19 protein-coding genes are annotated in these 19,110 nt (G+C 47.5%); 14 read left to right on the plus strand and 5 right to left on the minus strand.

Annotated features, from left to right (window positions below):
* Both clpX and lon read left to right on the plus strand, forming a co-directional pair.
* Positions 1-1,317 carry an ATP-dependent Clp protease ATP-binding subunit ClpX gene (gene clpX, locus ACM5Q9_RS01790; RefSeq protein ID WP_418143015.1) on the plus strand — a complete coding sequence of 439 codons (1,317 nt, stop codon included), beginning with the start codon at positions 1-3 and terminating at the stop codon, positions 1,315-1,317.
* Positions 1,318-1,422: 105 nt separating this feature from the next.
* Positions 1,423-3,882, plus strand: coding sequence for an endopeptidase La (gene lon, locus ACM5Q9_RS01795; protein WP_418143016.1), 2,460 nt, complete (start codon positions 1,423-1,425; stop codon positions 3,880-3,882).
* Positions 3,883-3,971: 89 nt separating this feature from the next.
* Here lon and ACM5Q9_RS01800 read toward each other — a convergent pair whose 3' ends face one another.
* Positions 3,972-4,754: a hypothetical protein gene (locus ACM5Q9_RS01800; RefSeq protein WP_418143017.1), complete on the minus strand. Its 783-nt coding sequence runs from the start codon at positions 4,752-4,754 to the stop codon at positions 3,972-3,974.
* 55 nt (positions 4,755-4,809) lie between these two features.
* Positions 4,810-5,256, minus strand: coding sequence for an OmpA family protein (locus ACM5Q9_RS01805; RefSeq protein WP_418143018.1), 447 nt, complete (start codon positions 5,254-5,256; stop codon positions 4,810-4,812).
* A gap of 637 nt (positions 5,257-5,893) precedes the next feature.
* On the opposite strand from ACM5Q9_RS01805, the gene thrS reads away from it, so the two are divergent.
* The 6 genes from thrS (at position 5,894) to ptsP (ending at position 11,922) form a co-directional block, all read left to right on the plus strand.
* Positions 5,894-7,828 carry a threonine--tRNA ligase gene (gene thrS, locus ACM5Q9_RS01810; RefSeq protein WP_418143019.1) on the plus strand — a complete coding sequence of 645 codons (1,935 nt, stop codon included), beginning with the start codon at positions 5,894-5,896 and terminating at the stop codon, positions 7,826-7,828.
* Between the two features lie 28 nt (positions 7,829-7,856).
* On the plus strand, positions 7,857-8,405 hold the full coding sequence (infC, locus tag ACM5Q9_RS01815; RefSeq protein WP_418143151.1) for a translation initiation factor IF-3: 549 nt from the start codon (positions 7,857-7,859) through the stop codon (positions 8,403-8,405).
* Between the two features lie 62 nt (positions 8,406-8,467).
* Positions 8,468-9,430, plus strand: coding sequence for a glutathione synthase (gene gshB, locus ACM5Q9_RS01820; protein WP_418143020.1), 963 nt, complete (start codon positions 8,468-8,470; stop codon positions 9,428-9,430).
* Positions 9,431-9,438: 8 nt separating this feature from the next.
* Positions 9,439-9,852 (plus strand): PTS sugar transporter subunit IIA, encoded by a 414-nt coding sequence (locus ACM5Q9_RS01825; RefSeq protein WP_418143021.1) that lies wholly within the window; start codon positions 9,439-9,441, stop codon positions 9,850-9,852.
* Between the two features lie 28 nt (positions 9,853-9,880).
* Positions 9,881-10,150 (plus strand): HPr family phosphocarrier protein, encoded by a 270-nt coding sequence (locus ACM5Q9_RS01830; RefSeq protein WP_418143022.1) that lies wholly within the window; start codon positions 9,881-9,883, stop codon positions 10,148-10,150.
* A 20-nt stretch (positions 10,151-10,170) separates the two neighbouring features.
* Positions 10,171-11,922, plus strand: coding sequence for a phosphoenolpyruvate--protein phosphotransferase (gene ptsP, locus ACM5Q9_RS01835; protein ID WP_418143023.1), 1,752 nt, complete (start codon positions 10,171-10,173; stop codon positions 11,920-11,922).
* Between the two features lie 206 nt (positions 11,923-12,128).
* Here ptsP and ACM5Q9_RS01840 read toward each other — a convergent pair whose 3' ends face one another.
* From ACM5Q9_RS01840 to ACM5Q9_RS01850, 3 genes are all read right to left on the minus strand, one after another.
* Positions 12,129-13,295: an NAD(P)H-dependent flavin oxidoreductase gene (locus tag ACM5Q9_RS01840; protein ID WP_418143024.1), complete on the minus strand. Its 1,167-nt coding sequence runs from the start codon at positions 13,293-13,295 to the stop codon at positions 12,129-12,131.
* Positions 13,296-13,523: 228 nt separating this feature from the next.
* On the minus strand, positions 13,524-14,750 hold the full coding sequence (locus tag ACM5Q9_RS01845; protein WP_418143025.1) for an ammonium transporter: 1,227 nt from the start codon (positions 14,748-14,750) through the stop codon (positions 13,524-13,526).
* An 84-nt stretch (positions 14,751-14,834) separates the two neighbouring features.
* Positions 14,835-15,173, minus strand: coding sequence for a P-II family nitrogen regulator (locus ACM5Q9_RS01850; protein ID WP_418143026.1), 339 nt, complete (start codon positions 15,171-15,173; stop codon positions 14,835-14,837).
* On the opposite strand from ACM5Q9_RS01850, the gene ACM5Q9_RS01855 reads away from it, so the two are divergent.
* The 6 genes from ACM5Q9_RS01855 (at position 15,172) to rplT (ending at position 19,045) form a co-directional block, all read left to right on the plus strand.
* Positions 15,172-15,405, plus strand: a complete 234-nt coding sequence (locus ACM5Q9_RS01855) for a hypothetical protein (RefSeq protein ID WP_418143027.1) — start codon at positions 15,172-15,174, stop codon at positions 15,403-15,405. The genes ACM5Q9_RS01850 and ACM5Q9_RS01855 overlap by 2 nt on opposite strands.
* 62 nt (positions 15,406-15,467) lie before the next feature.
* Entirely contained in the window at positions 15,468-16,112 is a 645-nt protein-coding gene (locus ACM5Q9_RS01860) for a hypothetical protein (RefSeq protein WP_418143028.1), read from the plus strand.
* A 175-nt stretch (positions 16,113-16,287) separates the two neighbouring features.
* On the plus strand, positions 16,288-16,527 hold the full coding sequence (locus tag ACM5Q9_RS01865) for an accessory factor UbiK family protein (RefSeq protein ID WP_418143029.1): 240 nt from the start codon (positions 16,288-16,290) through the stop codon (positions 16,525-16,527).
* Between the two features lie 91 nt (positions 16,528-16,618).
* Positions 16,619-18,136 carry a YifB family Mg chelatase-like AAA ATPase gene (locus ACM5Q9_RS01870; RefSeq protein ID WP_418143030.1) on the plus strand — a complete coding sequence of 506 codons (1,518 nt, stop codon included), beginning with the start codon at positions 16,619-16,621 and terminating at the stop codon, positions 18,134-18,136.
* A 339-nt stretch (positions 18,137-18,475) separates the two neighbouring features.
* Positions 18,476-18,673 carry a 50S ribosomal protein L35 gene (gene rpmI / locus ACM5Q9_RS01875; protein WP_418143031.1) on the plus strand — a complete coding sequence of 66 codons (198 nt, stop codon included), beginning with the start codon at positions 18,476-18,478 and terminating at the stop codon, positions 18,671-18,673.
* Positions 18,674-18,685: 12 nt separating this feature from the next.
* Positions 18,686-19,045 (plus strand): 50S ribosomal protein L20, encoded by a 360-nt coding sequence (gene rplT, locus ACM5Q9_RS01880; RefSeq protein ID WP_200238381.1) that lies wholly within the window; start codon positions 18,686-18,688, stop codon positions 19,043-19,045.
* Positions 19,046-19,110: the final 65 nt, after the last annotated feature.

Consider the following 19,110-nt stretch of genomic DNA (forward strand, 5'->3'; position numbering starts at 1 on the left):
ATGGCAGATAAAAACAGTTCTTCCGATGGCAAAGTTCTGCATTGTTCTTTTTGCAACAAAAGTCAGGATGATGTTCGCAAATTAATTTCAGGGCCCGGTTCGATTTTTATTTGTGATGAGTGTATTGCGCTGTGCAATGATATTATCCGGGACAGTGCGCATGAAGATGCTCGCGAGGCTATCAAAACAGAGTTGCCAACCCCTGCACAGATCAAGTCATTCCTGGACCAATACGTCATTGGGCAAGATCAGCCAAAGCGCAGCTTGGCTGTTGCCGTTTACAACCATTACAAGCGTATTCGTCATGCTGAGTTGAATAAAGACGAAGAGGTTGAGCTTTCCAAGAGTAATATTTTGCTCATTGGTCCTACCGGTTCCGGTAAAACCTTGCTGGCGCAAACGCTTGCCCGGCAGCTTGATGTGCCGTTTGTCATGGCCGATGCCACTACCTTGACCGAGGCCGGTTATGTGGGTGAAGACGTTGAAAACATCGTTCAGAAATTGCTGCAAAATTGTAATTATGATGTTGAAAAAGCGCAGCGTGCCATTGTATATATTGATGAAATTGACAAAATCTCGCGTAAATCCGATAACCCGTCCATCACCCGTGATGTATCCGGTGAGGGCGTTCAGCAGGCATTGCTCAAATTAATCGAGGGTACGGTTGCTTCTGTGCCTCCGCAAGGCGGGCGCAAGCATCCTAACCAGGATTTTGTCCAGGTCGATACCACCAATATCCTGTTTATTGTCGGTGGCGCTTTCGACGGCCTTGAAAAAGTCATTAAGAACCGCACGGAAAAATCAGGTATTGGTTTTGGTGCGCAGGTTCAGTCTAAATCAGAAAAAGGTGTTGGTGAAGTCTTTGCCACGGTAGAGCCCGAAGATATCATCAAGTTCGGTCTGATTCCTGAACTGGTTGGCCGTTTGCCGGTGGTGGCCACACTGGAAGAATTAAATGAAGAGGCGATGGTAAGGATCCTGACCGAACCGAAGAATGCCTTGGTCAAGCAGTTCCAGAAGCTGTTTGCCATGGAGGATGTTGAGCTGGAAATTCGTCCTCAGGCATTGGTAGCCATTGCGAGGAAGGCACTGCAACGTAAAACGGGTGCCCGTGGACTTCGTTCCATCCTTGAGTCTGCCCTTATGTCAACCATGTTTGAGCTTCCTTCCCGCAAAAACGTCATTAAAGTAGTGCTCGATGAAGCTGCCGTCAATGGTACCGGTAGCCCATTGCTGCTTTTCAGTGATGATGCCGAAGCAGAAAAAACATCTTCTTCCAATACCAAAACCCGTAATTTAAAAAACGCAGCAGCATAAAACAATATTTGGAGGGCATATGGAGTCAAGCCTTGAATTTTCCGGTTTGGCCTCCATATTCCTACCATTATTATCAATAACAGATTGTTTTCAAGGAAATTGCTTATGTCTGCGAGTCAAATTTTGCCTGCAGAATCAATAGAGTTGCCGTTGTTGCCGTTGCGCGACGTGGTGGTTTTCCCCCACATGGTTATTCCTTTGTTTGTAGGTAGGCCCCGTTCCATCCGTGCCCTCGAGGCCGCCATGGAAGCTGGCAAGCAAATCATGCTGGTTGCCCAAAAGTCGGCAAGCAAAGATGAGCCGGCGCCTGAAGATATATATGAAATTGGCTGTATCGCCACAATTTTGCAAATGTTGAAACTTCCCGATGGTACCGTCAAGGTACTGGTGGAAGGCCTTCAGCGTGCGCATGTTGAGGAAATTCGGGATACAGAGTCCAATTTCATCGGCAAAGTGATGCCTATTGTTCCATCTAGCGAAGATACGGCAGAACTGGAGGCATTGCGCCGTACGGTCATATCCCAGTTTGATCAATACGTTAAACTTAACAAAAAAATACCACAAGAAATTCTTTCTTCTTTAAATAACATAGAAGAAACAGATCGTTTGGCAGATACCATTGCTGCACACTTGCCTTTAAAGCTTGAGCAGAAACAGCATCTGCTTGATGAGCTTGATGTTACCGGTCGCCTTGAGGCGCTGTTAGGCCAGATCGAAGCAGAAATTGATATCCTTCAGGTTGAAAGGCGCATTCGTGGTCGCGTTAAAAAACAGATGGAAAAAAGCCAGCGCGACTATTACCTGAATGAACAGGTAAAAGCCATCCAGAAAGAGTTGGGCGAAGGCGAAGAGGGTGCTGACCTTGAAGAGCTTGAAAAGAAAATTGAAGCTGCGCAAATGCCTAAGGAGGCACGGGCTAAGGTGGATGCCGAGCTGAAAAAACTGAAGCTGATGTCACCTATGTCAGCCGAAGCAACTGTTGTCAGGAATTACATTGATACCCTGATCGGTTTGCCTTGGAAGAAAAAAAGCCGCATCAATACTTCGCTTGAAAATGCTGAAAAAATCCTTAACGATGACCATAACGGGCTTGAGAAGGTAAAAGAACGCATTATTGAATACTTGGCTGTCCAGCAGCGCGTTGATAAAGTCAAGGCGCCTATCCTGTGCCTGGTGGGACCTCCTGGGGTGGGTAAAACTTCCTTGGGCCAATCCATTGCACGCGCAACCAACCGCAAATATGTGCGCATGGCGTTGGGTGGTGTTCGTGATGAGGCCGAGATTCGTGGTCACCGCCGTACCTATATCGGTGCAATGCCAGGCAAGATTTTGCAAAACATGAGTAAGGTTGGTGTGCGCAATCCTCTGTTCCTGCTTGATGAAATAGACAAGCTGGGCATGGATTTCCGTGGTGATCCGTCTTCTGCTTTGCTTGAGGTGCTGGATCCTGAACAAAACCATACGTTCCAGGACCATTATGTGGAAGTGGACTACGACTTGTCTGATGTCATGTTTGTGGCAACCAGCAACTCCCTGAATATTCCGGCTGCCTTGCTGGACCGGATGGAAGTGATTCATCTGTCAGGTTACACCGAGGATGAAAAAGTGCATATTGCACTTGATCACCTGATTCCAAAGTTGATGAAAAACAATGGCGTCAAAGAGGGTGAGCTGAAGATTGAAGAAAGTGCGGTACGTGATATTGTTCGTTATTACACGCGTGAAGCGGGTGTGCGGTCGCTTGAGCGTGAGCTGGGCAAAATCTGCCGTAAAGTAATCAAGGCAATTCTCATGGGGGCTAAGTCCACTTCCAGGACAGCGGCCAGCAAAGCTACCGCGCCAGTTATCGTTGTCACCAATGAAAATCTTGGCGAGTATTTGGGTGTACGTAAATATGCCTTTGGCATGGCCGAGAAAGAAAACCAGGTTGGCCAGGTAACCGGTTTGGCCTGGACAGAAGTGGGTGGTGATCTGTTAACCATCGAGGTTGCAGCGGTAACCGGTAAAGGGGTTATCCAGCATACGGGCTCTTTGGGTGATGTCATGAAGGAATCCATGCAGGCAGCCCGAACGGTGGTCCGCTCACGTGCGCACAGGCTTGGTTTTGCCGATAGCATTTTCGAGAAAAAAGATATTCATATTCACGTTCCCGAGGGTGCAACGCCTAAAGATGGTCCTTCTGCGGGTATTGCCATTACAACAGCACTGGTCTCTGCTTTGTCTGGCATTCCTGTGCGGGCGGATGTGGCCATGACCGGTGAGATTACCTTGCGCGGTGAGGTCCTGGCTATTGGTGGTTTGAAAGAAAAGCTGCTGGCAGCCCATCGTGGTGGTATCAAAACGGTTCTTATCCCCGAGGAAAACGTCAAGGATTTATCTGAAATCCCCGATAATGTCAAAAATCATCTTGAAATTATTCCGGTACGTTGGATAGATCGTGTTCTTGAGGTGGCATTGGAGCGTTTGCCAACACCTTTGTCAGAGGCGGAAATTGCCAAGCTGGCCCAGGAAGCATTGGCTGCAAGTAAAACTGCTGCCGGTGTAGATAACCAGGTAAAACATTAAAACATTAAAATATTTAAGCTTTAATGTTGGCTAGAAATAAAAAATCCAGATGAAAATCTGGATTTTTTATTTCCTGGCGCTTTTATGGCTTAAAAGCCAAGGTCGTTGCGAAGGCGTTCTTTTTGCTGACGCAAGTTTTGTAGTCGTTCAAACTCGGGATTTGACGAATTTACATTGCCGGAATTCAGATTGCTGTTAGTGACTGGCGCAGGGAAATTGTTGAATGGAGAGCCTTCTCCTGTCTCGAAAGGTGCTGGCTCGGGAATGGTGGCCGGTGTGGTGCCGGGTGCGGGGAAACTGGATTGAGGGACGGGAAAACCGCTGTCAATCGGGGTGTCATCAATAGGGTTGTTATCAAGGGGGCCGGTGGCTTCAAATAATTGTTCATTTGAAGCGGGGTTGACGGGCGTGGGGAATGGGCTGGGCGGTGCCAAAGGCACCGGAGGAATAACTTGCCTTAAATCTGGATTGGTTTTTAGGGCAGAGGTTTCATCGGTTTTTTCAGTGGGAGCAGCGTTGGTAAACGGCTCTGCAGCGGCTTTCGGTGTTTCAGGCACTGATGAAGGTGTATTGGCGATGGCCGGCTCTTTTTTCTGGGGCAGTGAGGGTTGGTTCAGGCTGGCTGGTTCCTTGCTGGTTGCAGCAGGCAGGTTGGCGGGTGTTTCTGTTGTGGCAGGATTATTTTCGGCAGGTAATTCAATGGTGCCTGAAACGGTTGGTCCGGCCTGGCTACTCTTGTTCTGGCTTTGGCTGCTTTCTATTCCCTTGACGGGGGCGCGGGTAAAAACATCATAAACAGATCGCCCAATGAAAAATAGTATGCCAACTGCCACAACGGCCAGAATGGTATTAGAAATAATCGGTTTAGCCATGCTTTATTAATGAGTAGTGGTAATGGGTTGAGAGAACGCTTAAGTGAAAGTCTGGTTAATTGAAAATATTATTGCCGTATTTGTAGAGGTCATCAAAGAAGCGCTCTATGGTACTGACATTCATTTCACTGGTGCTTTCACCCAGAATAATGATTTTGGTTTTGTACTGGTTGCCAGCGTTGGTGCCGGTTTGTCCATTATAGGCGTTAGGCTGGGTGTAAGCCAGCCTGCTTTTATCAATGCCACGGTTGGTCAGGGCTTTCATGAGGGTTAGTGAGCGGACTTCCTGCAATTCCTGGTTCAGTTCGGCAGAGCCCGCATTTTCAGAAATACTGTCGATAAGTACTTTGCGATGGGGGCGATCTTTGAGCAATTCGGCTACTTTATTCAGATAAGGGCCCGAATTAGAGGAAAGGACCGCCGAGCCTGGCAGGAACAAATCACTGTCTCGTGAGGTCAGTGCGACGCCACGGGCATCTTGGGTTATTTGTAGGTGGCTCATGCCATTATTGCCAGTCGTTAAGCTGGAGCAGGCACTTAACAGGCAAAAAAAAGCAAGGGCGAAGCCAAGGCGTATGGATTTGGGTAGTTGCATTAGGCTAAATATTTAGAATAAACAATAGCTTAAATTGTAACCCAGATTGTGGCTGTAATTGTTTTAGCAGGTTTGTCAGTTGAGCAATAATGTAACCAGTCCTGATGGCTGTTGATGTTCTTTTGACTGGCTGAATATTCTTCTTGGGCATTTTTTTAAGGCTGTCTGAGAGGAAAAGGGAGGGCAGGTCATGGTTAAGCTTACGGTCTTGTTATTTCATTTTTGCTGGCAATTGGATGGTGGGGTCAAGCAGAATGCGGGTCAAATGCGCTTGATTTGGTCTGTTTTACAACATTTGCTGATGTTTTTTCTGTGCAAACACGGCTTTTAATATGCCAAAAGACAGAAAATGTTAGAATCAAAATGTTAATGTATTTAGTAGAGACTGAAATAAATGAAATTCTTAACTGCACGAACTACGAGAACGGAAACCAAAAATTTCTAGTCGCGATCGTGAGAGTTTATATTTTGAAAATTTTCTAGCAGTCTCATCACTAGCGCGACTAAAAATAGTCGCGTTTTTATTTTTTATTAAGGCATTTAAATGATTCAGATTACCTTACCAGATGGTTCTCAGCGCCAGTTCACCAACCCGGTCAGTGTGGGTGAAGTGGCTACGACTATCGCGCCCAGTCTGGGTAAAGCGGCCCTCGCGGGTAAGGTGGCTGTAGGGTCAGAAGAAGCCAGGCTGGTGGATACCAGTTTTGTTATCACAGAAGATGCAAAGCTGTCGATTGTGACTGCCAAAGATCCTGAAGGCCTGGATCTTATCCGTCACTCTACTGCCCATTTGCTGGCTTATGCCGTGAAATCGTTGTTTCCCGAGGCGCAAGTAACCATTGGGCCAGTGATCGATAACGGTTTTTATTACGATTTTTCATACAAGCGTCCTTTTACGCCAGAAGACTTGCAAAAAATTGAAAAGAAAATGCAAGAACTGGCCAAAAAAGACGAAGTGGTTACCCGTGAAGAATGGCTGCGTGATGATGCGGTTGCTTTTTTCAAGGAGCAGGGCGAGCACTACAAGGCTGAAATCATTGCTTCCATTCCGTCTAACGAGCCTATCAGCCTGTATCGTGAGGGTGATTTCATCGACTTGTGTCGTGGTCCTCATGTCCCTTCAACCGGCAAGCTTAAAGTATTCAAGCTGATGAAAGTGGCTGGCGCTTATTGGCGTGGTAATAGCAATAATGAAATGCTCCAGCGTATTTATGGTACTGCCTGGGCCAGTAAGGAAGAGCAGGCGCAATATCTGCACATGCTTGAAGAGGCCGAAAAGCGGGATCATCGCAAATTGGGCAAAGAGCTTGATCTGTTTCACTTCCAGGATGAAGGTCCGGGACTGGTTTTCTGGCATCCTAAGGGCTGGAGAATATGGCAGCAGGTTGAGCAGTACATGCGCAATGTCTATATAGAGAATGGTTATCAGGAAGTAAAAGCGCCGCAAATCCTGGATCTTTCCCTGTGGAAGAAAACCGGGCATTGGGACAACTACAAAGAGAACATGTTCACGACCGAATCCGAGAATCGGGTTTATGGCCTTAAGCCAATGAACTGTCCTGGTCATGTCCAAATTTATAATTCCGGGCTGCATTCATACCGTGAATTGCCAATCCGCTATGGCGAGTTTGGCCAGTGTCATCGTAACGAGCCCTCCGGTTCTTTGCATGGCATGATGCGTGTGCGAGGCTTTACCCAGGATGATGGTCATATTTTCTGTACTGAAGACCAATTGCAAGATGAATGTGCGAACTTTACGACATTGTTGCAAAAAGTTTATCGTGATTTTGGCTTTACCGATGTGCTTTATAAAGTGGCCACCCGTCCTGAAAAACGTATTGGTGATGATGCCATTTGGGATAAGGCTGAAGAAGCGCTGATGGAAAGCTTGCGCCGTTCCGGTTGCGAGTTTGAAATCTCTCCCGGAGAAGGCGCTTTTTATGGTCCTAAAATTGAATATACCCTGAAAGACGCCATTGGCCGTCATTGGCAATGTGGCACGGTTCAGGTTGACTTTTCCATGCCGGTACGCTTGGGTGCCGAATATGTCGATGCCTCCGACCAGCGTCGCGCACCCGTCATGGTGCATCGCGCTATTCTGGGCTCACTCGAGCGTTTTATTGGTATGCTAATTGAAAACTATGCGGGTGCACTGCCGCCATGGCTGGCACCCGAGCAAGTGGTTGTATGCCCGATTTCCGAGGTGTTTTCCGAGTACGCCAATAAAGTGGTGAATACGCTTACCCAACAGGGTTTCCGTGCTTCTGCCGATTTGCGTAATGAGAAAATCACTCGTAAAATCAGGGAAAACAGTATGCAGAAAGTTCCTTACATCCTGGTTGTCGGGGAAAAGGAACAGGAAAATGGTGCTGTGGCTGTCCGTGGTCGCGGTAACCTTGATTTGGGTGTACTATCTGTCGATGATTTCGTCGCGCGTCTTCGCACTGATGTGGCTTTACGTCAGGATGTCAAGGCGTAATTTATTATCTTTTTAAGGAGTTGTTAACATCGCAACCGAAAAATCCCACCGCATAAATGCTGAAATACGCATTCCTGAAGTTCGTCTGATTGGTCTCGAAGGAGAACAGTTAGGTGTAGTTAAAACACTTGAAGCCATTCGCATGGCTGAGCAGGCTGACGTGGATCTCGTCGAGATCGCGCCTAATGCATCACCTCCTGTTTGCCGTTTGATGGATTACGGCAAGTTCAAATACCAGGAGCAAAAGCGTTTGCAAGAAGCCAAGGCCAAGCAGAAAGTGATTCAGGTCAAGGAAGTCAAGTTCCGTCCTGCCACCGATGAGGGTGATTATCAGGTCAAGCTTCGTAACCTGCGTCGTTTTATCGACGATGGTGACAAGGCCAAGGTAACTCTTCGTTTCCGCGGACGTGAAATGGCTCACCAGGAACTGGGTATGCGTGTGTTAGAACGAATCCGGGAAGATCTGGGCGATACCGTTCAGGTAGAGGCAATGCCCAAGCTCGAAGGACGTCAAATGGTAATGGTGCTGGCTCCACGTAAAAAAGCCGTGGCTGGCAAACCTGAATCTACCAAGTAATTCAGTTTTATGACTCAATATATCCCGCTTTAACCGGCGGGAATTTCTTTGGAAGTATAGCAATGCATGTATTATTCATCGTAGACCCATTACCCTTGTTAAAAGCATATAAAGATACATCGGTCGCCATGATGCGTGCATTGATTAAACGCGGGCATTCCATTAGCGTTGCCTTGCAGGGTGATCTGTTCATTGAAACCGGGCGGGTTTTTGTCCGTTCGCGTTCCATTCAAATTGAAGATAATGCCAATTTGCATGGCCATGCCTGGTGGGCCTATACTTCTGAAGACAATGAACTGCCTTTGGTGCATTTTGACGCAACCATCATGCGTAAAGATCCTCCATTCGATATGGAGTACGTGTATTCTACCCATCTGCTGGAATATGCCGAACAGCAAGGTGCCAAAGTATTCAATTCTGGGGCGGCCATACGCAACCATCCCGAAAAATTGTCGATTACCGAGTTTTCCGAATTTACGGCGCCAACCCTGGTTACCCGTGACATGGCGCGAATCAGGCAGTTTCACGCCCAGCATCAGGATATTGTGGTCAAGCCGCTTGACGGCATGGGCGGTAGTGGTGTTTTTCGTGTCCTGCAAAACGAGGCCAATTTAAACGCAATCCTCGAGTTGCTTACCCAGGATGGTAACCGAACGATTATGGCGCAGCGCTTCATCCCAGAGATTACCAATGGTGACAAGCGTATTTTGCTAATCGACGGAGCACCGGTTCCTTACGCACTTGCGCGTATTCCGCTAGCTGGTGAAACCAGGGGGAATCTGGCAGCGGGTGGACGTGGCGTGGCCCAAAAACTGACAGAACGCGATTTGCATATTGCGCAAAGCATTGCACCGGTATTAAGGCAAAGGGGCTTGTTGCTGGTGGGTCTTGATGTCATAGGTGATTATGTCACTGAAATCAATGTGACCAGCCCAACCTGCTTCGTTGAAATTACAGAGCAAACCGGCTTTGATGTGGCTGATCACTTTGCCCAGGCACTTGAAAAAGCCGTTTTGTCGGCTTAAGGTTTTTTATGACAGCGATTGCAATAATTGCGCATGTTCCTTTGGCGTCGGCCTTGCATGATTGTGCCACCCATGTTTATGGAAATGTAGAAAACTTCGTTTTTTTTGATATTGAACCTGATGTTGATCCAGATCAAAAAGTTGGTGAAATTGTTGCGCAGTTAAGAAGTGTGGCTGGCGATAATAATGCTGTGTTGGTTCTTGCTGATTTGGGCGGAGCGACCCCTGCCAATATTGGTGCAAGGGCAGTGCAGATTTTACAAAATGCCGGTGTAAAGTCGCATATTCTTTCGGGTACTAATGCATGCATGATTTTAAATGCCATCCGTTACCGTGAAAAAAACCTGGAAGAATTGTGCGAATCTGTTTTCGAGGGTGGCAAAAAAGGCATGAAATGCATTGATCTTGCCAACGATCAGTAATTCCTGTTACTAACATATAAGATGAATTATGGCTTCAGTAGATATTATTATCAGCAACAAACTAGGTCTGCATGCCAGGGCTGCCGCAAAGCTAACGCAGTTGGCAAGCTCGTTTAGCAGTGAAGTTTTTATCAGTCGTGCTTCACAACGCGTCAATGCTAAAAGCATCATGGGTGTCATGATGCTGGCGGCGGGCAAAGGTACTGCTGTCACGCTCGAAGCAATAGGTGAAGATGCTTCGGATGCTCTTCAGCAAATAGAGGCGTTGTTCAATAGCAAGTTTGGTGAGCCGGAATAAACGGTATTATTGGGTAGCATATGAGAGAGTCAAAGACCTGCCGTCCAACCTCAGTCATGTTGAAGCGTGGCAAGGGGGTTGCCCGGGGGTTCGCTATTGGTCGTGCGGTTATTATGGGGGCAGCTACCCTGGAGGTTGCTCACTATCGTATTGCCACTGAAGATATCCCGCAGGAATGTGCTCGTCTTGATGCTGCCCTGGAAACGGTTTACAAAGACCTCCAGCATATTATCAAAACCCTGCCAGCAGATGCACCCAAAGAATTAATTCCCTTGTTGAATGTTCACAGCCTGCTAGTTTCTGATCCCATGCTGTCGGAACAAACCCGGGAAATCATTGCCAGTCGCCAATACAATGCCGAATGGGCTTTAAGTACCCAAGGGCAATTGCTGGCAGATCAATTCTCGGTAATGGAAGATGAATATATTCGGGAACGTGCGGCTGATGTCAATCAGGTTATAGAAAGGGTGCTGAGGGTTTTATCTGGCATGGGGTCCTCCTTGTTGCCCGATATGTCCTTCGACATGGATATTAATTCTTCCATTGTGGTGGCGCATGATATTTCTCCGGCCGACATGCTTAAGTTGCGCGGGGCCCGTTTTGCCGCCTTTGTAACCGATCTGGGTGGTGCTACCTCACATACCGCAATTGTTGCGCGTAGCATGAATGTTCCGGCAGTAGTTGGCTTGGGCAATATTCGTAGTCTGCTACGTGACAAAGACATGTTGATCGTCGATGGAGAGACAGGAATTGTCATTGTTAATCCGTCTGAGCTTATTCTGGCAGAATACCAGAAGAAACAGGATGCTTATATTCGGGAACGTGCCGAGCTGATTGTTCATAAAGACGAGCCGGCTATTACCCTTGATGGTAAAAAAATCAAGCTTGAAGCCAATATAGAGCTTCCACACGAGGCCGATGAGGTGATGGCGTTGGGGGCTGATGGGATTGGCCTGTTTCGTAGTGAATTCCTGTTTATGGGGCGAGAAAACTTGCCTGATGAAGAGGAGCAATACGAGGCCTATTCATATGTTCTGAAAACCATGCAGGGTAAGCCTGTAACCATTCGTACGCTAGATATTGGTTCGGACAAGACCCTTGATGGTGAAGCGACGGTTGCTGCCAATCCGGCTTTGGGCTTGCGGGCAATCAGGTATTGCCTGTCCCGTCCTGAAATGTTCCAGACCCAATTAAGGGCTTTGCTTCGGGCTTCAGTGCATGGGCGGTTAAGAGTCCTGATTCCTATGCTTTCCCACATGCATGAGTTGCATTCTGTCAAGCAGGCACTTGAGGTTGCCAAAAAGCAGTTGGCTGAAGAGGGTCATGCTTACGCTGAAAATATTGAATTGGGTGCCATGGTTGAAATCCCGGCGATTGCCATTGCCATAGAGCCGTTTATGAAACAGCTTGATTTTGTTTCAATCGGCACGAATGACCTGATTCAGTATACGCTGGCCATCGATCGGGTTGACAACGAGGTTTCCGATTTGTATGACCCTATGCACCCGGCGGTTTTGCGCCTGATTTCCCAAACCATACAGGCCGGTGAGAGGGCGGGAAAAGATGTGGCGGTATGCGGAGAAATGGCGGGTGAGTCGCGTTACACGCGTTTGTTGCTCGGCCTTGGCTTAACCGAGTTTTCAATGCATCCTCAGCAGTTGCTTGATGTGAAGAAAATAGTCCGTACTTCGCATACTAATGCCTTAAGAAGCAAGATTGCGACATCCCTTAATCATGCCGAGTATATTGACCTGAATATACTGGACATCTAAGCCGTTACCTTTGCACCAGAAGGGTGCATATTAATTTTGTATTCACACAAATTAGTACATAAATGGGCATTACTGCCCATTTTTTGTTCCGGCTCTTTATATTGGCTTATGCCTTTCAGTAAATAAAAAAAGACCGGCATAAAACCGGTCTGAATTTTGAACACTGAGGAAGGAAGGGCCGGTCTGTGCCGGTTAGATAAACTGTTTTAGCCTGGTATGACGGGTTTTTGGCCGGTCATCAAATACTGGATGGTTTCATAGACGGTGCGAATTTGGTCGCCAAACGGCAGGGGATCTTTGCCACGGAAGAAAAGCCCTTTGCGAATATCGCCGGAATAGGCATCGCTAAGGCGTTGATCAATGCAGAACTGGCCAATTTTACTAATGCCATCCCGAAGGCCGCATACGCTAAGACAGTTCATGCTTTGCACGCAGCGACGAGGATCTGCCTTGGCATTGTCCTGTAGTTTTTGTTCGTTTTTAAGGTATTTTTTAAGGTAGGGTGTTAGTACTGCCCTGGCAGGCAAGCCCGCTACTGACATGAACTCAACGATATCTTCTTCTTTGGCTTCTGAAAGGGTTTTCTTGAAGTTAAGATGTGCATCGCCTTCTTCGGTAACGGCAAAAGCAGTACCAATTTGAACGGCATTGGCGCCCCAGTCTTTAAGTGCAGTCTGGATTTTCTTGAAATTGGCCATGCCACCGGCAAGAATAAGGGGGATTTTCTCGCTTTCAAGGCCCAGTTGCTTGAAAACCTGTGAGGTTTCTTCAAGTACTCTTCTAAAACTGAACCGGTCGCTGTTCAGGTCAGACATTGAGGTTGAACCTAAGTGCCCGCCAGCATGGTTGGGGTGCTCGATGACGATGGCATCGGGAAGTCGGTTTTTTTTCATCCAGCGTTTAAGCACAATGTTAATGCCACGTGATTCTGACAGGATCGGAATGAGTGCGACATTAGGGTGGTCGGCGGCTAGATCGGGTAATTCAAGGGGTAGGCCAGCACCCATGACGATGGCATCGGCACCAGACTCGCAGGCTTGGGTAGCAAGCGCAGAGTAGTCGGATACCGCTTTCATGACATTAACCGCAATCATGCCCTTGCCGTTGGTTTGGGCCTTGGCTGCCTTGATTTCGCGGTCCAGAGCAATACGATTAAGTTTGTCGTAGTTTTCTTGTACTGGGGTTTCTTTTGATTTTGCCAAAAGATCCGGGTGCAGGTGACGTAAATCGATGCTGGCAATAGTGCCAATGGCATTTTCGCGGGCTACGGCGCTTGCCAGTTTGTGGGCGGAAATACCAACGCCCATGCCACCTTGAACAATAGGTAGCAGCTTGCGATTTTTAATAAGAAGGGGATCTAGGTTTTGTGTCATGCTTTGTAGTAAAAGGCGATATCAGTAAGATGTATTCTATATATATCTTTAATGATTTCAATCAATTTATGTATATTGCCTTTTATTTGAATATCTTCCTTGATTCATATCAATAAACACTTTGACTACTTGTTTTTGAGATTAAAACTTTATTATTAATCAAATTAACCAAAAAAACGCCATTCATTTGTTTAATGAATGGCGTAAAACATTTTCGCTTTAATCTATTTAGAAATGATATCCCTGCTCTCCGTGTTGGGTGATATCCAGGCCTTGCCGTTCGGCATCTTTCTCAACCCGGATTCCACCCGTTAAAAGGCCGGCAATTTTCAGGGCGATAAAGGTCACAATCGCACACCATATCGCGGTAATAAGCATGCCTTCAAGCTGTAGCCACACTTGATAGGGAATTTCACCAATAGTCTCAAGTCCGGGGCCACCCAGGGGTTTTGCATTGAAAACACCCGTTAGCAGGCCACCGATAATGCCCCCTACACCGTGGATGCCAAAAACATCCAGGGAATCATCGGCACCAAGGAGCCGTTTCAGCCCATTAACTCCCCATAGGCAGAAAAGGCTGGTGATGAAACCGATAATCAGGGCGCCCACCGGACCAACCAGGCCTGCGGCAGGGGTAATGCCAACCAGGCCTGCCACGGCACCGGATGCTGCACCTAGCAAAGAGGGGTTGCCTTTGGTTTTCCATTCAACCAGGACCCAGGCAATAATCGCGGCGCTGGTGGCAAGCAGGGTGTTGAAAAAGGCAAGGGCTGCTTGTGTATTGGCACCCAGTGCAGAACCGGCATTGAAGCCAAACCAGCCTACCCACAGCAGGGCGGCTCCCGTCATGGTCATGGTTAGATTATGTGGTTGCATGGCTTCTTTGCCATATCCCAGGCGTGGGCCAACCATGTAGGCAGCAACCAGGGCGGCCACACCGGCGTTGATATGCACTACGGTACCCCCTGCAAAGTCCAATGCGGCTCCGGTTAGCAGGCCGGTTGATGACCAGATCATGTGGGCAACAGGCACATAGGAAAATGTCAGCCAGATTGCCATAAAAACCAGTACGGCGGAAAACTTGATCCTTTCAGCAAATCCACCCACGATAAGGGCGCAGGTAATGCCAGCAAAGGTGGCTTGAAACGAGGCGAAAGTCAGTTCGGGAATGCTGCCGCTCAATTCAAACGTATTATTGCTTAGGTCATACATGCCAGAAAATAACAAGCGGCTGAAACCCCCAAAAAAAGCATTGCCATCGGTAAAAGCCAATGAATAGCCATAGGTAAACCAAAGAATAATGGCAAGGGCGAAAGTAACCAGAACCTGGCTCATGACAGACAAAATATTTTTGCTGCGCACCAGCCCGCCATAGAACATGGCAAGGCCAGGAATAACCATTAGTAGAACCAGGATTGTTGAAATGCTGACCCAGACGAGATCTGCTTTATCCATGATGAATTCCTTTATATTTAATCCAATAACGGGCTGTCATTGTCATGAATGGCCGGTTATTATGTGTGTATGGGTGAATGTGGTTCAGAGGGCGGCTTCACCGGCTTCACCGGTACGTATGCGAATAACCTGTTCCAGGTCGGTAATGAAGATTTTTCCATCTCCTATTTTTCCTGTCGTGCCGGCTTGGCAAATGGTTTCAATGGCCTGGTCGACCATTGAGTCCTGGATGGCGGCTTCAAGCTTGATTTTGGGAAGAAAATCAATAATGTATTCAGCGCCCCGATACAGTTCGGTATGTCCTTTCTGGCGTCCAAAGCCTTTCACTTCAGTGATGGTCATTCCTTGAATGCCGATATCAGCCAAGGCCGTTCGTACGTCATCCAGCTTGAAAGGTTTGATAATGGCGGTTAGCAATTTCATGATGGTCTCCAATACGGGTCAAAATTTGATATTCCAAAGCGATGGAATAATCGTCCTTGGGTATAAAGCAAAAACCGTGCCAGAAAATAAGGATAAAATTTGCGCTTCAGATCGTATTTTTGGTGCAAATCATGATTCATCATGGTGCAAAGGCATCAAATTTTTCATGGTTCTGTCAATAATGGTTAAAGCGGCAAAAAAAACATCACCAAATGAAATCAGGTTGTACTGAATCATTGTTTTTTCTTGCGTGTTGGTCGATACTGTTAGATATTCATTTTTTTAGGAGCATGTATGAAATATTCTTTGTCAAAATTAAGTATGCTGGCGATCGTTTCCTCAGCATTTGTGTTGGTTGGATGTGATCAGGAGTCAAAACCTGAAGCGGATCAAGCGGCTAACAAAGTGACAGAGGCTACTAATATTGCTGTTGATGCTGTCAAGGGTGCTGGCCAGCAAGCAGCGGATGCAGCCAAGGCAGCGACTGAGGGTGCGGCAGAAGCTATCAAGGAAACGACTGATAGCGTGGTTGAAGGCGTCAAGTCAGCGACGGAAAACCTGAAAAAAGATGCCGCGGCAACTTCTGAAGGTATCTCGGATGCGACTAAAGTCGCTAAAGAAGAAGCCAAAGCAACCGCTGAGGCAGCAGTAGAGTCTGTCAAGGAAGAAGCGGCAAGTGCCGAAGAGAAAGCCAAGACAGCTACTGAGGCTGTAGTTGAATCCGTTAAAGAAGCAGCAGTGGGTGCTGAGGAAAAAGTGGATGCGATTACCGAACAAATTTCGGAAACCACTTCTAATGCGATCAAGGCCGTTGACAATGCAACAACAGAGGCTGTCAATACGGTTAAAGAGGCTGCTTCCAGCGCAGTGGGCACATCCTCTGGCGCAGACAGCACAGCAGCCGATGCAATTAAGGAAGAAGTCAAGCCGGCTCAGTAATCAAGGTCAGTCAGCAGTTTGTCAAAACGGGCATTTAAATCATAAGTGCCCGTTTTTTCTTGGCATACCGCATTTGTTGGCTTTATCTTAAAAAGCCGGTTTATTAAGCTGGGCCGGTTTATTCTTATTTATAATGATCTTTCTGACTATACATATTTTTGCTTAAGGGTGTACCATGAAACGCGGTAATCAAATTTTTGAAGAATTTCAGAAAAACATGCAGGAACTTATTGCAAAAAGTCCTGCTGCCGATATTGAAAAAAACGTGAAGGCATTCATGTCGCAAGGTTTTTCCAAGCTAGATCTGGTTACCCGGGAAGAGTTTGATATTCAGGTGGCCATGGTTGACAGGTTGCGCGAGCGCATTGACGCCCTGGAAGCCCAAATCAAGGCACTTGAGGAAAAAAACCAGTAATCGTGTTTTTAACGATTGATAAAAAGGTCCCGCGGGACCTTTTTTAATGTTTCCCGTCCGCATAATACAGCACTGTTGCGGGGGAGTGTTTATGACTTTAGCTGTATTAAAGAGCTGTGCCATAGCGGGCATGCATGCCCCTGAAGTGCGGGTAGAGGTTCATGTCGCGCCGGGGTTGCCGGCTTTTAATATTGTGGGTTTGCCGGGGACGGGTGTAAAAGAAAGTCGTGAGCGGGTTCGCTCGGCCTTGTCCAGTTGTGGCTATCAGTTTCCCGCAGGGCGACTTACGGCTAATTTGTCACCCGCCGATTTGCCCAAGGATTCGGGGCGCTTTGATTTGCCCATTGCCTTGGGTGTGCTGTTGGCTAGCGGGCAAATTACCATGCCTGCCGAGCAGGCGGTGGCGCTTCTGTCCAAAACGGTCTTTGCCGGTGAACTTTCATTAACGGGTACTTTAATTCCTGTTGCGGCACCTTTGGTAATCGGGCTGTCGGTCTACCGGCAAAATGCCAGGGATGCCATCCTGGTCTTGCCCAAAGAAAATGCCGCGATTGCGGCTCATATCCAAGGCCTGAAGGTCTTGGGAGCCAGTACGCTTAAAGAGGTGGCAGACTTTCTGGTGGGCACAGCCCAGCCCAGCTATGAAACTGCCAGGGCGGTAGCTGGCAAAGAAAAAATAGTTTATCCCTGTTTGTCTGATGTCAAAGGGCAGCCAATTGCCTGCCGTGCGCTTGAAATTGCGGCTTGCGGTGCTCATGGCTTGCTAATGTCGGGTTCCCCGGGGGTTGGTAAAAGCATGCTGGCGCAACGTTTACCTGGCCTCTTACCGTCACTTTCCAGTGAGCAGTTGCTAGAAGTTACCGCCGTGCAAAGCCTGACGCAGCGTGAAGCGGTCATGTCCACGCAGCGACCATTCAGGTCGCCGCATCATTCTGCTTCAATGGTTTCCCTGATTGGGGGTGGGGTGCAGGCTAAGCCCGGTGAAATCAGCATGGCGCATCATGGCGTCCTGTTCCTTGATGAATTACCTGAGTTCGATAGAAAAGTCCTGGAGTCCTTGCGCGAGCCGATGGAAAAAGGTGAGATTTGCATTGCCAGGGCCAGCCGTTCGGTGGTTTATCCTGCCCAATTCCAGTTGATTGCAGCCATGAATCCTTGTCCTTGCGGATACCTGGGGCATGCCAGCAAGCCTTGTGTTTGCACCCCTGAGAAAATCAATCGTTACCAGGGCAAGCTGTCGGGCCCCCTGTTGGATCGAATTGACATGCAAATTACGGTGCATCCATTTCAGGGTGACTGGGAAAAAGCGCCGGCGGCTGAGCCTTCGGCAATCGTAAAAGGCCGGGTGGTGCTTTGTCGTAAAATCCAGCAGGAACGGCAAGGTAAGCTGAATGCGCATCTTGATGCCGGTGATATTGACCGGTATTGCCGGCTTGATAGTGGCTGCAACAAGCTCATCCAGCAAGCCTGTCATCGGTTTAGTTGGTCAATCAGGGTAATGCACAGGGTATTGCGGGTGGCCCGAACCATTGCCGATATGAACAGCAAGGTTGGCATTGATCATGTATCGCTATCCGAGGCCATAAGCTATCGCCAGCAAATGGATTGATAGGTTTAAAACAATCATTCATTTTATTGCCGCTTTAACAATATGCAAATAAGGCCGGGAAATATGCCCGAGTGGATATTTTGCCTACACAATCAGGGTTATTTTCTATTTTTATTAGACAATAAAACAAAAATCATCGTATAATCAATGGTTTCCTGCAACCTCTTAGGTTTGCCTTGTGAATTTCTGTGAACAGGCCTTTGGCAAACCCATGGGTAATTTGTTTGCGAGTTCTTTTGCAAGGTGAATTCGAACGATGCCTTGCATGAAAATTGATTAGGGTTTTGCAAGTTCCGGTATTTCATCGGGCACCTTTAATCAGCATTATTGGGTTATATCATGCCAAAAATGAAAACCAAAAAAAGCGCGTCCAAGCGCTTTAAGGTTCGCGGTAGCGGATCCATCAAGCGTGGTCAGGCGTTCAAACGTCACATTCTGACCAAAAAAACAACCAAGAACAAACGCCAGTTGCGTGGTTCTGCTGCAGTTCACGCCTCAGACGTGGCTTCAGTCAAGGCAATGATGCCTTTCGCTTGATAGGAGAATAATATGCCTCGCGTAAAACGCGGTGTTACCGCACGTGCACGTCACAAAAAAGTTATTGCTGCAGCTAAAGGCTATCGTGGCCGCCGCGGTAATGTATTCCGCATTGCCAAACAGGCAGTGATGAAAGCCGGTCAATATGCTTATCGTGACCGTCGTAATAAAAAACGCACATTCCGTGCACTGTGGATTACTCGTATCAACGCTGCTGTTCGCGAACATGGCGTTACATACAGTGTCTTTATTGCTGGCCTTAAAAAAGCCGCAATCGAATTGGATCGTAAAGTCCTGGCCGATATGGCTGTTAATGACAAGGCCGGTTTTGCCGCTGTTGTTAATCAAGCTAAATCAGCCCTGGAAGCCTAAGATCCAACAGTTGTAAATTAATTGCTGTACCCAACAGGCGGGGCTCAATATGGGTCCCGTTTGTT

The sequence above is a fragment of the Advenella sp. RU8 genome (assembly GCF_048381675.1).
GTDB lineage: Bacteria > Pseudomonadota > Gammaproteobacteria > Burkholderiales > Burkholderiaceae_B > Advenella.

Excerpts from the sequence above, each read along its gene's own strand:
- clpX (WP_418143015.1), top strand. The coding sequence starts at position 1 with ATGGCAGATAAAAACAGTTCTTCCGATGGCAAAGTTCTGCATTGTTCT.
- lon (WP_418143016.1), top strand. The coding sequence starts at position 1,423 with ATGTCTGCGAGTCAAATTTTGCCTGCAGAATCAATAGAGTTGCCGTTG.
- ACM5Q9_RS01800 (WP_418143017.1), bottom strand. The coding sequence starts at position 4,754 with ATGGCTAAACCGATTATTTCTAATACCATTCTGGCCGTTGTGGCAGTT.
- ACM5Q9_RS01805 (WP_418143018.1), bottom strand. The coding sequence starts at position 5,256 with ATGAGCCACCTACAAATAACCCAAGATGCCCGTGGCGTCGCACTGACC.
- thrS (WP_418143019.1), top strand. The coding sequence starts at position 5,894 with ATGATTCAGATTACCTTACCAGATGGTTCTCAGCGCCAGTTCACCAAC.
- gshB (WP_418143020.1), top strand. The coding sequence starts at position 8,468 with ATGCATGTATTATTCATCGTAGACCCATTACCCTTGTTAAAAGCATAT.
- ACM5Q9_RS01825 (WP_418143021.1), top strand. The coding sequence starts at position 9,439 with ATGACAGCGATTGCAATAATTGCGCATGTTCCTTTGGCGTCGGCCTTG.
- ACM5Q9_RS01830 (WP_418143022.1), top strand. The coding sequence starts at position 9,881 with ATGGCTTCAGTAGATATTATTATCAGCAACAAACTAGGTCTGCATGCC.
- ptsP (WP_418143023.1), top strand. The coding sequence starts at position 10,171 with ATGAGAGAGTCAAAGACCTGCCGTCCAACCTCAGTCATGTTGAAGCGT.
- ACM5Q9_RS01840 (WP_418143024.1), bottom strand. The coding sequence starts at position 13,295 with ATGACACAAAACCTAGATCCCCTTCTTATTAAAAATCGCAAGCTGCTA.
- ACM5Q9_RS01845 (WP_418143025.1), bottom strand. The coding sequence starts at position 14,750 with ATGGATAAAGCAGATCTCGTCTGGGTCAGCATTTCAACAATCCTGGTT.
- ACM5Q9_RS01855 (WP_418143027.1), top strand. The coding sequence starts at position 15,172 with ATGATGGTCTCCAATACGGGTCAAAATTTGATATTCCAAAGCGATGGA.
- ACM5Q9_RS01850 (WP_418143026.1), bottom strand. The coding sequence starts at position 15,173 with ATGAAATTGCTAACCGCCATTATCAAACCTTTCAAGCTGGATGACGTA.
- ACM5Q9_RS01860 (WP_418143028.1), top strand. The coding sequence starts at position 15,468 with ATGAAATATTCTTTGTCAAAATTAAGTATGCTGGCGATCGTTTCCTCA.
- ACM5Q9_RS01865 (WP_418143029.1), top strand. The coding sequence starts at position 16,288 with ATGAAACGCGGTAATCAAATTTTTGAAGAATTTCAGAAAAACATGCAG.
- ACM5Q9_RS01870 (WP_418143030.1), top strand. The coding sequence starts at position 16,619 with ATGACTTTAGCTGTATTAAAGAGCTGTGCCATAGCGGGCATGCATGCC.
- rpmI (WP_418143031.1), top strand. The coding sequence starts at position 18,476 with ATGCCAAAAATGAAAACCAAAAAAAGCGCGTCCAAGCGCTTTAAGGTT.
- rplT (WP_200238381.1), top strand. The coding sequence starts at position 18,686 with ATGCCTCGCGTAAAACGCGGTGTTACCGCACGTGCACGTCACAAAAAA.